Raw genomic sequence first — 14,947 nt, forward strand, 5'->3', positions numbered from 1 at the left:
ACCCCGCTGCCGGAGAGGCAGCGGGGTTCCCGAAAGCGTATGGAGCGTACGGAAGAAACGTACGAACCGTCAGGCAGCCGACGTCGACGACGAAGACGAGGACGAGGAGGACGAGGAGCTCGACGACGCCGAAGAAGACGACGCGGCGGGCTTCGACGAGGAAGACCCGGACGACGAAGAGGACCCGGAAGACGAGGACGACGCCGGCGTGCTGCTCGACGACGAGCCGCGGCTGTCGTTGCGGTAGAAGCCCGAGCCCTTGAACACGATGCCGACCGCCGAGAACACCTTCTTGAGGCGTCCGCTGCAGCTCGGGCACTCGGTCAGAGCGTCATCCGTGAACTTCTGCACCGCCTCGAGGCCTTCGCCGCACTCGGTGCACTGGTACTGATACGTCGGCACTTGCTTCCTCCTGGCACTCTCACTCGATGAGTGCTAACGACGTTCCATAGTGACGTATTCCTCGGGATCAGTCCACCGTGGCGAGCGCGCGGTGACTCACACCACGTGCCACGGTCCGCCCCTTGGACGCCGGCGCGAGCCTGCCGCGCAGGGCGAACAGGGTTCCCAGGGCCAGTGCGGTGGCGACCGCGGGGACCAGGAACCCGTAGCTCGCGCCATGGGCGTCGGCGAGCCGTCCGGCCACGGTCACGGCGGCGGCCTGCCCGAAGGCGACCGCACCCGTCAGCCAGGTGAACGCCTCGGTACGGCCGGAGGCCGGCACCAGCTGCTCGACCAGCGTGAACGCGGTGATCAGGGCCGGTGCGATCGCCATGCCCACGAGCAGGCCGACGATCGCGAACATCGCGACCGAGTCCAGCGTCCACAGCGTGGCGGCCATGGCGGTCAGGGCGGTGTAGCCGAGCAGCAGCCGGCGGCGCGGCCCGATCTTCCAGGCGACGGCGCCGCAGGCGATGCCGGCGATCATGTTTCCGGCCGCGAAGATCCCGTACAGCAGACCGTTCACACCCGCCTGGCCGATCTCCTCGGCGAAGGCGGTCAGCGAGACCTGCATGCCGCCGAAGACGGCGCCGATGCCGAGCATCGCGACGATCAGGGCACGCACGCCCGGGATCGACAGGGCCGAGGTCTGCGCGATGCGGCTGCCGTCGGCGGCCCTGGCCGCGCGGGCCGGCTGGGTGCCGCGCTGCGCGGCGAACAGGAGGCCGCCCGCGAGCGTCAGAACCGCCTGGGCGGCGAGACCCGCGCCGGGGTGGACGACGGTGCACAGGAGCGTGGACAGCACGGGGCCGACGACGAAGGTGAGCTCGTCGGTGACGGACTCGAAGGCCGCCGCGGTCGGCAGCAGGTGCCGGCGGTCCGGGCGGTCGAGGACGGAGGCCCAGCGGGAGCGGACCATCGGGCCGACCTGCGGCACCGAGGCACCGGCCGGTACGGCCGCGAGGAACAGGGCCCACAGCGGGGCGTCCGCGAGGGCCAGGGCGGCGAGCAGGATCACCGCGACGGAGTTGATCAGAACGCCGGGGATCAGGACGGCCGACTGCCCGAAGCGGTCCGCGAGCTTGCCGCTCTGCGGTGCGAACAGGGCCATGGAGATACCCGTCACGGCGGCGACGGCGCCCGCGCTGCCGAACGAGCCGGTCGTGTGCTGCACAAGGAGCACGATCGACATCGTGAGCATGGCGAAGGGCTGCCGTGCGGCGAAGCCGGGCAGGACGAACGAGAGCGCGCCGGGAGTGCGCAGAAGCTGGCCGTAACCAGGGCGGGAGTTGACCGTGGACACCACGGTCCTTGCCTTTCTGCTGCCTGGTAGCGGGCCCGTATGGCGTCGCCGAGAGCTGTCCATCGTGCGCAGGGATCGTCGGTGATGCCCGGTCCCTGCGGGGGACCCCGGCCGCCGTGCGAACGCGCCAGCTCTTCATCAGACAGAGGTGATTCGTTTGCGGTTCCCCTCATTGTACGGGTCTTCCGCGATGTATGCCTCGGAATTGCGAAGCTCGGTCTGCTCGACACCTGCGATTAAGCCAAGGTTCATCAAACGAGCCAAGGGTTACGAGGAGGGCGCGCCCGCTCGGCACAGCGCGCCCCCGGGGCCGCCTGCGCGCCCGCCCCCGGGAAGGCCCACGCGCCTGTCCCGGGGGCCGCCTACGCCCCCGTCCCCAGCCATCCGGCCAGCTTTCCGCCCTGTCCGACGTCCCGCAGCCGCTTCTCGGCCGCGTCCCGTACCGGATCCGTGGCCACCACGAGCAGTTCGTCCCCGCGCCGCAGCACGGTCGTCGGCAGCGGTACGAAGGACTTCTCGTCGCGGACGACCAGCGTGACCGCCGAACCGGCCGGCAGCCGCAGCTCGGCGACCTCGACGCCGTGCATCTTGGACTTCTCCGGGATCGCCACCGACAGCAGATGCCCGCGCAGCCGTTCCAGCGGGGCGGATTCGATGCCCAGGTCGGCGGCCCCGTCGGAGTCGCCCAGCTTCAGGGCCTTGGCCAGCCACGGCAGCGTAGGACCTTGGACGAGCGTGTAGACGACCACGAGCACGAAGACGATGTTGAAGATCCGCTCGTTGCCCTCGATCTCGGCCACCATCGGGATCGTCGCGAGAATGATCGGCACCGCGCCACGCAGCCCGGCCCAGCTCATCAGGGCCTGCTCACGCCAGGGGATCTTGAACGGCAGCAGGCTGACCACGATCTCCAGCGGCCGCGCCACCATCGTCAGGATCAGGCCGATGAGGATCGCCGGCCAGACGTCGTCGAGCAGTTTGTGCGGGGTGACCAGGAGCCCGAGCAGCACGAACATGCCGATCTGCGCGAGCCAGCCGAGCCCGTCGGCGAAGCCCCTGGTGGCCGGCCAGTGCGGCAGTTTGGCGTTGCCGAGGACCATCGCGGCCAGATAGACGGCGAGGAAGCCCGAGCCGTGCGCGATGGCGCCGGCCGCGTACGCCGTGACCGCGATCGCCATGACGGCGATCGGATAGAGGCCGGACGCGGGCAGCGCGACATGGCGCAGCCCCCACGCGCCGAGGAACCCGACCGCGAGACCGATGGCCGCACCGATGGCGAGCTCGAGGGCGATCTCGCCGACCAGGACGTACCAGGCGTGGACCGGATCCACCGAGGAGAAGGCCACGACGAGGATCACGACCGGGGCGTCGTTGAATCCGGATTCCGCTTCGAGCACGCCGGTGATGCGCGAGGGCAGCGGCACCTTGCGCAGGACGGAGAAGACGGCGGCGGCGTCGGTCGAGGAGACGACCGCGCCGATGATCAGCGCCTGGCGCCATTCGAGCCCGACGAGATAGTGCGCACCGGCAGCCGTGATGCCCACGCTGACCGCCACGCCCACGGTCGAAAGGACGACCGCGGCCGGCAACGCGGGCTTGATTTCCTTCCACTTGGTGCCGAGGCCACCTTCGGCAAGGATCACCACAAGCGCGGCATAACCGATGACCTGGGTCAACTCGGCATTGTTGAAGGTGACATTGAAGATCCCGTCCTGGCCTATCGCAATGCCGATCCCCAGATACAGGAGCAGGCTCGGCAGGCCGCTGCGCGAAGAGATCCGTACCGCGGCGACGGCGATGAGCAGGACGAGCGAGCTGATCAAAAGGAGCTCGTTGAGCTGATGGACAGTCAGTGGCCGTTCCTTCCTCGCGGGGTGGACTCCGAAGCGTGCTGCCGCCGGATCCGGGGGAGGGGGTACTTCGTTACCTTACCTAATCGTTAACGCTTCCTTGACGGCCAAGATCTCCGTTCCGCTACGGTCCTACAGCCGGAACGGACACCGCGTCCTGGCGTGCGGCGGGCTGCACCTAAGGTTGCTCCTGCACTCAAAGGACCGCTCCAGAACCACAAGGACAGCGATGCCCGCGAACACCACCGCCCCTTCGGGCGGCCGCAAGGCCGGCCGGAAGAAGGGGCGCCGCGCCCGACTGATCGTGCTCACGCTGGCGGTGGCACTGGTCGCGGGCCTCGCGTTCGGCGCCTGGTGGAGCATCAGCACCGTGCGCGCTTCCCTTCCGCAGACGAAGGGTTCGATCACCCTCGACGGTCTGTCCGCCCCCGTGGACGTACGCCGCGATGCCCAGGGCATCCCGCAGATCTACGCGGACACCAGCGAGGACCTGTTCCGCGCGCAGGGATACGTGCAGGCGCAGGACCGGTTCTGGGAGATGGACGTCCGCCGTCATATGACCTCCGGCCGGCTGTCCGAGATGTTCGGCGAGGGGCAGGTCGAGACCGACGCCTTCCTGCGCACCCTGGGCTGGCGCGAGACGGCGCAGAAGGAGTACGACGAGACGCTGACGCCCGACACGAAGAAGTACCTGCAGGCGTACGCCGACGGGGTCAACCAGTACCTCGCGGGCAAGTCGGGCAAGGACGTCTCGGTCGAGTACGCGGCCCTCGGGTTCACCACCGACTACAAGATCGAGAAGTGGACCCCGGTCGACTCGGTGGCCTGGCTCAAAGCGATGGCCTGGGATCTGCGCGGCAACATGCAGGACGAGATCGACCGCGCGCTGATGTACAGCCGGCTCGGCCCGAAGCAGATCGGCGAGCTCTACCCGGAGTACCCGTACGCGACGCACAAGCCGATCGTGCAGGAAGGTGCCGTCGATACCGCGACGGACACGTACAACCCGAAGGGCACCGCCACCCAGCCGCAGTCGGGCAACCCGGCGACGCAGGGCACGGCCGGTGCCGCCCTGAACACCCAGCTGTCCGGTCTCTCCAAGGTCCTGGAGAACATGCCGGACGCCATCGGACCCAACGGCAACGGCATCGGCTCCAACTCCTGGGTGGTGTCCGGTGAGCACACCACCACCGGCAAACCGCTGCTCGCCAACGATCCGCACCTGGCGCCCCAGCTGCCCTCGCTCTGGTACCAGATGGGCCTGCACTGCAGGAACATCTCCGAGAAGTGCCAGTACGACGTCTCCGGCTACACCTTCTCCGGCATGCCCGGCGTGATCATCGGTCACAACCAGGAGATCGCCTGGGGCATGACCAACCTCGGCGCCGATGTCACCGACCTCTACCTGGAGAAGATCCAGGGCGACGGCTACCTGTACGACGGCAAGGTGCAGCCGTTCAAGACCCGCCAGGAGACCATCAAGGTCGCCGGCGGCGAGGCGCGGAAGATCACGGTCCGTGAGACCAACAACGGCCCGTTGCTCTCCGACCGCAGCGACGAGCTCGGCAAGGTCGGCGAGGAGGCACCCGTCGACGCCTCCGCCCCGGACCGCTCCGACGGCTACGCGGTGGCGCTGCGCTGGACCGCGCTCGACGCCGGCAAGTCGATGGACGCGGTGTTCACGCTCAACAGGGCGACGAACTTCAAGGAGTTCCAGGCCGCGGCCCAGAACTTCGAGGTTCCTTCGCAGAACCTGATCTACGCGGACCGCGACGGGAACATCGGCTACCAGGCACCCGGCAAGATCCCCACGCGCTCCACGAAGCACGACGGCACGCTGCCCGCGCCCGGGTGGGACTCCTCGTACAGCTGGACCGACTACGTACCGTTCAAGGCGCTGCCTTACGAGTACAACCCCGAGCGCGGCTACATCGTCACCGCCAACCAGGCCGTCGTCGGCAAGTCCTACCCGCACGAGCTGACGAAGGACTGGGGCTACGGCGCGCGCAGCCAGCGGATCAACGACCTCATCGAGGGGAAGCTCGAGGGCGGCGGGAAGATCTCGACCGAGGACATGCGCACCATGCAGATGGACTCGAGCAGCGAGATCGCCACGCTGCTCAAGCCGATGCTGCTCAAGCTCGACATCGAGGACCCCGACGTCCGCGACGGGCAGAAGCTCCTCGAGGGCTGGGACGGTACGCAGGACGCCGACTCCGCGGCCGCCGCGTACTTCAACGCGGTCTGGCGCAACATCCTCAAGCTCGCCTTCGGCAACAAGCTGCCCAAGGAGCTGCGGGTCAAGGGCTCCTGCATCCTCGTCGAGCCCGCCGACAAGACCGGCCCGATCGACAACCCCGACGAGCGCGTACGCGAGTGCGGCGAGCGGGACGCGGACGCGGCGCAGCCGGACGGCGGCGATCGCTGGTTCGAGGTCGTACGCAAGCTCGTCAAGGACGAGGACAGCGAGTGGTGGCAGACGCCCAAGAGCCGTACCGACACGGCCACCACGACCCGCGACCAGCTGTTCGCGCGGGCCATGGAGGACGCGCGCTGGGAGCTGACCGCCAAGCTCGGCAAGGACATGGACACCTGGAGCTGGGGCCGCCTGCACACCCTGGAGCTGAAGAACCAGACCATCGGCACCGAGGGCCCGGGCTTCATGCAGTGGCTGCTCAACCGCGGCCCGTACAAGCTCGGCGGCGGCGAGGCGGCGGTCGACGCGACCGGCTGGAACGCGGCCGGCGGCTACCAGGTGATCTGGGTGCCGTCGATGCGGATGGTGGTCAACCTGCAGGACTTCGACAAGTCCAAGTGGATCAATCTGACCGGTGCGTCGGGGCACGCGTACAGCCCCAACTACACCGACCAGACGGACAAGTGGGTCAAGGGCGAGCTCTACGACTGGCCGTACGGGGCGAAGGCCGTCGAGGACGCGACCGAGAACCATCTGGTGCTCAAGCCGTAAAGGTGCGCACCCCCGAGGGGGTCACCACCGCGTGAACGGGGTGGTCGTGCGGTTCCGCCGGAACCTGCGCGACCACCTCGTTCTCGTAGAGCAGCACGATCAGATCCGGGTGGGCGCGCGCCCGCTCGAGCCGGGCGAGCACGCGGTCGTACGAGCCTCCGCCGCGTCCGAGCCGCATGCCGCGCGCATCGACCGCGAGTCCCGGCAGCAGGACGGCAGCTGCCTCGGTGACGGCCTCGGGCCCGAGCCGGGCGCCCTCCGGTTCGAGCAGCCCGCGCGCGGCGGGGGCCAGACGTCCGGGACCTTCGTACGCGGCCCAGTCGAGATCGTTGTCCGGCAGCAGTACGGGCAGCAACACCCGTACACCGCGGGCCCGCAGCGCATCGAGCAGCACCCGCGTCCCGGGCTCACGCCCGACCGAGACATACGCGGCGACCACCGCGCCCGCAGCGGTCAGCCGGGGCAGGGCGAGCGCCTGCTCGCCGAGTGCGGCCGCGGCCATCCGCACGTCATCCGCTGTCAATGCCCTCCTCATGTCGAGGAGTTCTCTGCGCAACCCTTCCTTGGCAGCTTTGCCCTCGGTGTCGCTGCTCACAGCTCGCTCACACAAATCAGGCCCAATCGCGCTCAATGAGAATGAATTAACTGGAGGCAAAGCTTCCGCCCATTCTCGCCAGATAAGGTGCGGGACATGACTGAGCGCCCCACGATCACCAAGGCTGTCATCCCGGCAGCCGGTCTCGGCACCCGCTTCCTGCCGGCGACCAAAGCGACCCCGAAGGAAATGCTCCCGGTGGTCGACAAGCCCGCCATCCAATATGTGGTGGAAGAGGCCGTAGCGGCCGGTCTGTCCGACGTCCTGATGGTCACGGGCCGCAACAAGCGCCCGCTCGAGGACCACTTCGACCGCAATTACGAGCTGGAATCGGCCCTGTCCAAGAAGGGCGACGCCGACCGCCTCGCCAAGGTCCAGGAGTCCAGCGACCTCGCCACCATGCACTACGTGCGCCAGGGCGACCCCAGGGGCCTCGGCCACGCGGTCCTGTGCGCGGCCCCGCACGTGGGCGACGAGCCCTTCGCGGTCCTCCTCGGCGACGACCTCATCGACGCCCGCGACCCGCTGCTTCAGCGCATGGTCGAGATCCAGGCCCGCGAAGGCGGCAGCGTCATCGCGCTGATGGAGGTCGACCCCGCGCAGATCCACCTGTACGGCTGCGCCGCGGTCAAGCCGACCGGCGACGAGGACGTCGTGCAGATCACCGGCCTGATCGAGAAGCCCGACGCCTCCGAGGCGCCCAGCAACCTGGCGATCATCGGCCGCTATGTACTCGCCCCGGAGATCTTCGCCATACTGCGGGAGACCGAGCCCGGCCGCGGCGGCGAGATCCAGCTCACCGACGCACTGCAGAAGCTCGCGACGTCCGACGAGGGCGGCCCGGTGCACGGCGTGGTCTTCAAGGGCCGCCGCTATGACACCGGTGACCGCGGCGACTACCTTCGCGCCATCGTCCGGCTCGCGTGCGAACGTGAAGACCTGGGCCCGGAGTTCCGGACCTGGCTTCGCAGTTACGTCACCGAGGAGATGCAGCAGTCTTGAGCAGCAGCACCACGGACCAGGCCGCCCCCGTGTGGTCGGTGACCGAACATCTCGAGGACATCCTGGCGACCGTGCAGGCGCTGGAGCCGATCGAGCTCCAGCTCCTGGACGCCCAGGGCTGTGTCCTCGTGGACGAGGTCACCGTGCCGCTCTCGCTGCCGCCCTTCGACAACAGCTCCATGGACGGCTATGCCGTCCGGGTCGCCGATGTCGAGGGCGCGAGCGAGGAGTTCCCCGCCGTCCTCGAGGTCATCGGGGATGTCGCGGCGGGCAGCCCGGGCGATCTGACCGTGGGCGCGGGACAGGCCGCGCGCATCATGACCGGCGCACCGCTGCCGCCCGGCGCGGAAGCGGTGGTCCCGGTCGAGTGGACCGACGGCGGCCTCGGCGCGGGCCCGGTCGGCACCATGACCCCGCACAGCGCGTCCCCCGAGGGCGCGAGCGGTGAGGTCCGGGTGCACCGGCCCGCCGGGGCCCGGGCGCACGTCCGCGCCCAGGGCAGCGATGTCCAGGCCGGCGAGCAGGCGCTCGCCGCCGGCACCGTCCTCGGCCCGTCGCAGATCGCCCTGCTGGCCGCGATCGGCCGCGCTTCCGTACGGGTCCGTCCGCGTCCGCGCGTGGTCGTGATGTCCACGGGCAGCGAACTGACGCAGCCGGGCGAGGAGTTGGGCAAGGGCCAGATCTACGACTCCAACTCGTTCGCCCTGACCGCCGCCGCCCGTGACGCCGGCGCCATCGCGTACCGCGTGGGCGCCGTCGCGGACGACGCGGAGACCCTGCGCTCCACCATCGAGGACCAGTTGATCCGCGCGGATCTCCTGGTCACCACGGGCGGGGTCAGCGTCGGCGCGTACGACGTGGTGAAGGAAGCCCTCGAGCACCTCGGTGACGAGGACGAGGCGGGCAGCGGCATCGAGTTCCGCAAGCTCGCCATGCAGCCGGGCAAGCCCCAGGGCTTCGGCGCGATCGGCCCCGACCACACCCCGCTGCTCGCGCTGCCGGGCAACCCGGTGTCGTCGTACGTCTCCTTCGAGCTGTTCGTACGTCCCGCCATCCGCGCCCTCATGGGCCTGGACGAGGTGAACCGCCCGAGCGTCCGCGCCGCACTGCGCTGCGACGAGCCGCTGTCGTCACCGAAGGGCAAGCGGCAGTTCCTGCGCGGGTCCTACGACGCCGAGGCGGGGGTCGTCCGTCCGGTGGGCGGAGCCGGTTCGCATCTGATCGCCGCGCTCGCGCAGGCCGACGCACTGATCGTCGTCCCCGAGGACACCACCGAAGTCGCTCCGGGCACCGAGCTGGACGTGATCCCGCTGGGCTGACGCCCGCTCCTGGGAATCCGGCCGGCCTCCAGTGCGGGTACCGTGTCGCCCAAACACGGCCCGCATCGGCCCCCGCACAGGGCCCCGCGGCCGCTTACGGCCCGACCGGGAGCGCAGCAGCACATGAGCACGCAGGACCGACTGACCCATATCGACGAGGCGGGCGCCGCTCGCATGGTCGACGTTTCCGGGAAGGACGTGACCGAGCGCATCGCCCGCGCCTCGGGCCGCGTGCTCGTCTCGCCCCAGGTGATCTCGTTGTTGCGCGGCGAGGGCATGCCCAAGGGCGACGCCCTCGCGACCGCACGCATCGCGGGCATCATGGGCGCGAAGAAGTGCTCCGACCTGATCCCGCTGTGCCACCCGCTGGACATCGCCGGCGTGAAGCTCGACCTCTCGGTGGCCGACGACGCCGTGGAGATCACCGCCACGGTCAAGACCACCGGCCGCACGGGCGTCGAGATGGAGGCCCTGACCGCGGTCTCGGTGGCGGGTCTGACGGTGGTCGACATGGTGAAGGCCGTCGACAAGGGCGCCGTCATCACCGAGGTACGGGTCGAGGCCAAGTCGGGCGGCAAGTCGGGCGACTGGAGCCGGTCATGACGTACCGCGCGCTCGTCGTCACCGCCTCCAACCGCGCCGCCGCCGGTGTGTACCCGGACAAGGGCGGCCCGATCCTCGCCGAAGGCCTGCGCGGCCTCGGCTTCGAGGTCGACGGACCCCAGGTCGTCCCGGACGGCGACCCGGTCGAGGCCGCGCTGCGGGCCGGCGGCGACGCCGCGTACGACGTGATCCTCACGACCGGCGGCACGGGGAACTCCCCCCCCCGCGCGGCCCCCGGCGCCACCCCTATCTCGCCCACCGACGCGACCCCGGACGCCACCCGCCGCGTCATCGACTACGAAGTGCCCGGGATCCCCGAGGCGGTACGGGCGTTCAGCCGGGACAAGGTGCCGGCCGCCGCCCTGTCGAGGGGCCTGGCCGGCGTCGCGCACCGCACCCTGATCGTGAACCTGCCGGGCTCGACCGGGGGAGTGCGCGACGGCCTCGCCGTCCTCGAGTCCGTGCTGCGGCACGCGGTCGAGCAGCTGCACGGCGGTGACCACCCTCGGCCCGCCGACGGAGTTACGGGGAGCCCGAGCTGAACAGCCCTTCCTGGCCGGTGGAGCTGGTGGACGGCGATATCGTCCTCCGGCCCATAAAGATGCGCGACCAGCGCCCCTGGCGCGAGGTCAACCGCCGCAACCGGGACTGGCTGCGCCCCTGGGAGGCGACCATCCCGCCGCCCGCCCCGGGCGCACCGCCCGCCCACCGGCCCACGTACCGGCAGATGGTCCGGCATCTGCGCGCGGAGGCGAACGCGGGCCGGATGCTGCCCTTCGTCATCGAGTACCAGGGCCGGCTCGTCGGCCAGCTCACGGTCGCCGGGATCACCTGGGGCTCGATGTGCTCGGGCCATATCGGCTACTGGGTGGACCAGTCGGTCGCCGGCCGCGGTGTCATGCCGACCTCGGTCGCGCTCGCGGTGGACCACTGCTTCCGTGCGGTCGGTCTGCACCGGATCGAAGTCTGTATTCGCCCCGAGAACACACCGAGCCGCAGAGTCGTCGAGAAACTCGGATTCCGTTCCGAAGGACTTCGTCCACGCTATCTCCACATTGACGGAGGCTGGCGCGATCACCTGGTGTTCGCGCTCACGGCGGAAGAGGTGCCCGAAGGGCTGCTCACGCGCTGGCACGCGAGCCGCAGGATCGCCGCGCTGCAGGACCGTGACCAGGCTCAGGACGGTCCGCGCAACGCTACCGACACCGCCTGAGCGGTCGCGTGCAAATGAAATACTTGTTCGAAAATGAGCGGCGCTTGACCGTGAATATGCCTGTAATCGAAGCCTGCTGATCGCATCAGTCACAAAAAAAGTTCGAGATATCAGCCAGATCGTGCGACACACCGGGCCAATTGGCAGATGGCCTCACCGAAACCCCTCTACCGTGTGAGGCGTGAGCAGCAGCGGCCTCATCTACGCAGTCATCGTCGGGGCCTGGGCCGCCTACTTGGTGCCGATGTGGCTCCGTAGGCAGGACGAGCTCAATGAAGCCCGTCCGACGGAACGCTTCTCCACCGCTATCCGTCTGCTGTCCGGACGGGCGGGGATGGAGCGCCGCTACGCCAAGGGCCTCAAGGACCGGGGCGAGAGCGACCAGCCCGGGCCGGAGCCGGCCGGCGCGGAATCCCTGACGGGATCCGTCGACGTCCGGTCCTTCGCCGCGCCTACGGCGCCCGAGTCCGCGGAGGTCCCGGCCGAACCGGCCGAACCGGCCGAGGCTTCCGAACGAGCCGAGCGAGCCGAGCGAGCCGAGCGGGCCGAACGAGCCGGGCGGGCGGAGCGGCCCCGGGCCGCCGGGCGGCCCGGGCCCAACGAACGGCGCCGCCCCCCCCCCCAAGCCGCCGCGCCCGCCCCCCGCCCGCAGGGGCTCGCACGCCGCCGGCGCACCACGATGATGCTCTTCCTCGCCTTCACCGTCGGCGCCATCGCCGCCGCGGTCGGCGGACTCGGACTGCTGTGGGCGCCCGCGCTGCCCGCCGTACTCCTGAGCGCGTACATCCTTCATCTGCGGGCCCAGGAACGCCGGCGCTTCGCCTACGTCATGGACCGCCGCCACGCCGAGGCCGCCGCGCGCCGCGTCCGTGAGCGCAGCGCCGCGCAGCGCCGCGAAGCGACCGCCCGCGAAGGCGGCCCCGCCGGACCCGACCTCGCCGCGGACCGGCGTGCCCTGGTCGAGCAGACCGATCACGCCGAGTGGGTCGACCAGCAGCGCGAGCGGGACCGCGGCGGTGCCCGCGGCGACAGCTGGGAGCCCGTCCCGGTCCCGCTGCCGACCTACGTCACCGCGCCGGTCGCCCCGCGCGCGCAGGGCGAGGTCGACCTCGGGGCGCCCGACACCTGGAGCTCGGCACGGTCCTCGACGATCGGGCAGCAGTCCGCGCCGCAGCCCGCCGCACCGGCCGCCGAAGAGACCGAGAAGCCGGAAGCCCGGCCCGCCAAGTCCACCGATCCGCAGGCCGCCGCACGCCGCGCGGCCTCCGGTCGGCGCTCGCGGGAGCGCGGACGGACCCCGCTGTTCGACCAGTACGCGGACCCCGAGCGCCCGCGCGCGGCCAACGAATGAGCCCGGTTCCGGGCCGCCTGTCTGACCAGCGCGGAACGGATTTCCAAGCACCCCGATCGGGGTGCTAAAGTTTCACTCGTTGCAAGGGCCTGTGGCGCAGTCTGGTAGCGCACCTCGTTCGCATCGAGGGGGTCTGGGGTTCAAATCCCCACAGGTCCACCGCAGCTCAGAGCCCCAGCCGGATTCGTCCGGCTGGGGCTCTTTGGCGTTGTACAGCAGCGTTGTACAGCAACGGGACCCCGCCGCCCCGGTGTTCCGTTGTACTCAGCCGAAATCCCATGACGCCAGACGCATGGCCAGAGCCTCTGGGTAGGCCTCCAACTCGGGATAGTCGGCAGGTCCGAGGAAGGCCGCACCATCGCCGCAGTGGTAAAGCCAGGACTCCTGCTGCCAGCCGACGGACCGTAGATCGGGCCCTGATAGCGGACCTGTCGATGCTCACCACAGACACCGCAGACATGCTCGGCACGAGAGGCGGACCCGGTGCCCAGCGGATCAGGGTGGTAGCGAAAGATCGGTTCGCTGCTTGACGCAGTCGTAAGGGTCACCGTCGCATCACGCCCACCGTTTTGTGATCTTTGCTGGAAGCTCGGGGGCCGGCCACACCTGGATGCGGATCTTCTCGGTGGTTTCGGGGCTCTCGTCCGAGTCGAGGTCGGCCTGGGCTGCGCGAGCCAGGTTGCTCCGGGAGGAGCGGACGCGATTCCAGCCTGGCGGAACCTCGAAGGTTGCTGCGTCTGGGCCGTAATCGGTGCAGCCGAGGATCATCAGGCGTCCGGCCGACACACGGAGGCTGGCCTCGACGACGTGATCGAACTCTGCACTGTCGTCGATCGGTTCCTGCGGCAGGACTGTGACAGTGACAGACACATTGACGTTGACAGTTGTGCCGATACCCAGCGCATCCCGCGTGACTGCAAGCTGATCGATAGACGCTTGGTCCGTCCACGCATCACCGAGATCGCCGTCTGAGTCAGCGTCGCATACGTGTATCTGGTGGTAGTCGGCGAAGAGTGTGAGCTCCGTCGTTGTCGTCATGGCGGCACAGTGTCATGCAGCACTGACAACCGGAGACGTCGTACAGCAGCGCAGTACAGCAACCACAGCAACCGCCCCGGTTCCGCAATGGTCGCCATGGGCTCAACTTCGGCCGGTATGACCGTGACCGACGCCACAGGGCTGGTGGTGGGCCGGGAACAACAAGGCACGACGCGATTCGCTGCCGGTGCCCTTTCTGCATCCTGACTCGTACGCCGAGGCGGATGCCCAGCTCGATGCCCGCGAAGCCCAGGCGGAGGACTTCCCCGACCAGGAAGCGTACGAAAAGGCCTGGCGCGCTTGGGACATGGAGTGCGAGGAGTGGGAGGCGCGGAAGACGGCAGGCGCCGTGGTCGTCCAGGAGCACGGATGCGGTTTCACCACGCTGTTGGTGGTGTCCGGCCCGCTGGCTGGCACGCTGTGGTGGGACGGCCGAGCCACCTGTGAACTGATCGTTCCGCTGTCCCTCGATCACGCTGGTGCTGGACAGCCTGTGGGTTTCAACGAGTGCTCGAACACCCCCAGCGGCCAACCAACACAATTGGAAAGCGTGCACGCAGGCAGTTGACTCGACGGTCCGCGAGCTTCGGCTCTGCACGCTGCTGTCCGGCTATGGCCATTTTGCGTGCGGCCCGATCACGCGTATATCGGACATGTGAACAATGAAGACCAGCGCACTCTGAAGCTCCTGCGCCAGCTCGATCGGCAGTCGGGGCCAGACATGGAGTTCCCCGATGGGTTCGACTACCACCGGGACAAGGAGCGGGCTACGGCACTGGTCGAGCGACTGGAGCGCGACTTCGGCTGCTCCTGTTCTCTTGGCGGCATGCAAGATGCCGCCTCCACCTTCACGGTCTCGGTGCCGTCCGAGGGGACCGAAGCCGGTAGCCGCATCATGGTCTGGCTGAGCAACTTCGGCGACCTTGCCTCGATCGCTCCGCCCTCAGCTTTTCCTGACCGTGGGATCAACGGCGACGCGCAAGCCGGCATCTCCGACGCGGATCGTGTCCGGCTGGAAGGTGCCCTGTCCGATCTTGGATACGTACTTGTCCCGCAGCGCCCTTTGAGGCAGCCCTACGACGGCATTCACACGGGCTGGGTGTGGGTGGGCGAGCCCAATTGGTTCGTCCGCTTCTTCTACCACCTGTAGGGCCGGCAGGACGGCGAGGAACAGCAGAGAAGTACAGCAACCGTGCCGACCGCCCCGCCCGGAATCTCCCGCCGGGGGCGGGGGCGCGGCGGGGGGGGGGGGGGGCTGGGGCAC

14 protein-coding genes, 1 tRNA gene and 2 pseudogenes are annotated in these 14,947 nt (G+C 69.4%); 10 read left to right on the plus strand and 7 right to left on the minus strand.

The genetic code is table 11. The features are described from left to right. Positions 1 to 69 precede the first annotated feature (69 nt). From JAO81_RS13255 to JAO81_RS13265, 3 genes are all read right to left on the minus strand, one after another. On the minus strand, positions 70 to 402 hold the full coding sequence (locus tag JAO81_RS13255) for an FmdB family zinc ribbon protein (protein WP_199548023.1): 333 nt from the start codon (positions 400 to 402) through the stop codon (positions 70 to 72). Positions 403 to 469: 67 nt separating this feature from the next. After that, a complete protein-coding gene (locus JAO81_RS13260; protein WP_199548024.1) occupies positions 470 to 1,747 on the minus strand; it encodes an MFS transporter in 1,278 nt (425 codons plus the stop codon). Positions 1,748 to 2,106: 359 nt separating this feature from the next. Beyond that, on the minus strand, positions 2,107 to 3,567 hold the full coding sequence (locus JAO81_RS13265; protein ID WP_233415301.1) for a potassium/proton antiporter: 1,461 nt from the start codon (positions 3,565 to 3,567) through the stop codon (positions 2,107 to 2,109). Positions 3,568 to 3,823: 256 nt separating this feature from the next. Between JAO81_RS13265 and JAO81_RS13270 the strand changes: the two genes are divergently transcribed. Next, entirely contained in the window at positions 3,824 to 6,562 is a 2,739-nt protein-coding gene (locus JAO81_RS13270) for a penicillin acylase family protein (protein ID WP_199548025.1), read from the plus strand. On the opposite strand, the gene JAO81_RS13275 is transcribed toward JAO81_RS13270, so the two are convergent. Next, complete coding sequence (locus tag JAO81_RS13275; protein ID WP_199548026.1) at positions 6,552 to 7,157, minus strand: 5-formyltetrahydrofolate cyclo-ligase; 606 nt, start codon at positions 7,155 to 7,157, stop codon at positions 6,552 to 6,554. The genes JAO81_RS13270 and JAO81_RS13275 overlap by 11 nt on opposite strands. A gap of 96 nt (positions 7,158 to 7,253) precedes the next feature. Between JAO81_RS13275 and galU the strand changes: the two genes are divergently transcribed. The 7 genes from galU to JAO81_RS13310 all read left to right on the plus strand — a co-directional run bounded on the left by galU (position 7,254) and on the right by JAO81_RS13310 (position 12,804). Further along, positions 7,254 to 8,159, plus strand: a complete 906-nt coding sequence (gene galU / locus JAO81_RS13280) for a UTP--glucose-1-phosphate uridylyltransferase GalU (protein ID WP_199548027.1) — start codon at positions 7,254 to 7,256, stop codon at positions 8,157 to 8,159. Further along, positions 8,156 to 9,478, plus strand: coding sequence for a gephyrin-like molybdotransferase Glp (glp, locus tag JAO81_RS13285; RefSeq protein ID WP_199548028.1), 1,323 nt, complete (start codon positions 8,156 to 8,158; stop codon positions 9,476 to 9,478). Before galU ends, glp begins: the two co-directional genes overlap by 4 nt. Positions 9,479 to 9,601: 123 nt before the next feature. Further along, the gene (moaC, locus tag JAO81_RS13290) at positions 9,602 to 10,081 is read left to right on the plus strand and encodes a cyclic pyranopterin monophosphate synthase MoaC (RefSeq protein WP_199548029.1); all 480 of its coding nucleotides are present in this window, start codon (positions 9,602 to 9,604) and stop codon (positions 10,079 to 10,081) included. Then, on the plus strand, positions 10,078 to 10,623 hold the full coding sequence (locus JAO81_RS13295; protein ID WP_199548030.1) for a molybdenum cofactor biosynthesis protein B: 546 nt from the start codon (positions 10,078 to 10,080) through the stop codon (positions 10,621 to 10,623). The genes moaC and JAO81_RS13295 overlap by 4 nt, the downstream gene beginning before the upstream one ends. A 17-nt stretch (positions 10,624 to 10,640) precedes the next feature. Further along, positions 10,641 to 11,294, plus strand: coding sequence for a GNAT family N-acetyltransferase (locus tag JAO81_RS13300; RefSeq protein ID WP_199548031.1), 654 nt, complete (start codon positions 10,641 to 10,643; stop codon positions 11,292 to 11,294). Between the two features lie 181 nt (positions 11,295 to 11,475). Continuing rightward, positions 11,476 to 12,645 carry a gephyrin-like molybdotransferase receptor GlpR gene (glpR, locus tag JAO81_RS13305; RefSeq protein WP_199548032.1) on the plus strand — a complete coding sequence of 390 codons (1,170 nt, stop codon included), beginning with the start codon at positions 11,476 to 11,478 and terminating at the stop codon, positions 12,643 to 12,645. Positions 12,646 to 12,730: 85 nt separating this feature from the next. Further along, positions 12,731 to 12,804: transfer RNA gene (locus JAO81_RS13310), tRNA-Ala, on the plus strand. Between the two features lie 105 nt (positions 12,805 to 12,909). Here the strand turns inward: JAO81_RS13310 and JAO81_RS43950 are convergent. The 3 genes and pseudogenes from JAO81_RS43950 to JAO81_RS13320 form a co-directional block, all read right to left on the minus strand. Continuing rightward, positions 12,910 to 13,032: pseudogene (locus JAO81_RS43950) on the minus strand (CbrC family protein); the annotation flags it as partial. 26 nt (positions 13,033 to 13,058) lie between these two features. Continuing rightward, positions 13,059 to 13,193, minus strand: a pseudogene (locus tag JAO81_RS43955) (CbrC family protein); the annotation flags it as partial. Positions 13,194 to 13,200: 7 nt separating this feature from the next. Further along, complete coding sequence (locus JAO81_RS13320) at positions 13,201 to 13,683, minus strand: hypothetical protein (RefSeq protein WP_199548033.1); 483 nt, start codon at positions 13,681 to 13,683, stop codon at positions 13,201 to 13,203. A gap of 187 nt (positions 13,684 to 13,870) precedes the next feature. On the opposite strand from JAO81_RS13320, the gene JAO81_RS13325 reads away from it, so the two are divergent. Together JAO81_RS13325 and JAO81_RS13330 are read left to right on the plus strand one after the other, a co-directional pair. Further along, entirely contained in the window at positions 13,871 to 14,251 is a 381-nt protein-coding gene (locus JAO81_RS13325; RefSeq protein ID WP_199548034.1) for a hypothetical protein, read from the plus strand. Positions 14,252 to 14,338: 87 nt separating this feature from the next. Beyond that, a complete protein-coding gene (locus JAO81_RS13330) occupies positions 14,339 to 14,833 on the plus strand; it encodes a hypothetical protein (RefSeq protein ID WP_199548035.1) in 495 nt (164 codons plus the stop codon). Positions 14,834 to 14,947 lie beyond the last annotated feature (114 nt).

The sequence above is a fragment of the Streptomyces sp. N35 genome (assembly GCF_016464295.1).
Lineage (GTDB): Bacteria > Actinomycetota > Actinomycetes > Streptomycetales > Streptomycetaceae > Streptomyces.

Bases quoted from the DNA above. Each gene is read 5' to 3' on its own strand.
- JAO81_RS13270 (WP_199548025.1), top strand. From the start codon at position 3,824: ATGCCCGCGAACACCACCGCCCCTTCGGGCGGCCGCAAGGCCGGCCGG.
- galU (WP_199548027.1), top strand. From the start codon at position 7,254: ATGACTGAGCGCCCCACGATCACCAAGGCTGTCATCCCGGCAGCCGGT.
- moaC (WP_199548029.1), top strand. From the start codon at position 9,602: ATGAGCACGCAGGACCGACTGACCCATATCGACGAGGCGGGCGCCGCT.
- JAO81_RS13295 (WP_199548030.1), top strand. From the start codon at position 10,078: ATGACGTACCGCGCGCTCGTCGTCACCGCCTCCAACCGCGCCGCCGCC.
- JAO81_RS13320 (WP_199548033.1), bottom strand. From the start codon at position 13,683: ATGACGACAACGACGGAGCTCACACTCTTCGCCGACTACCACCAGATA.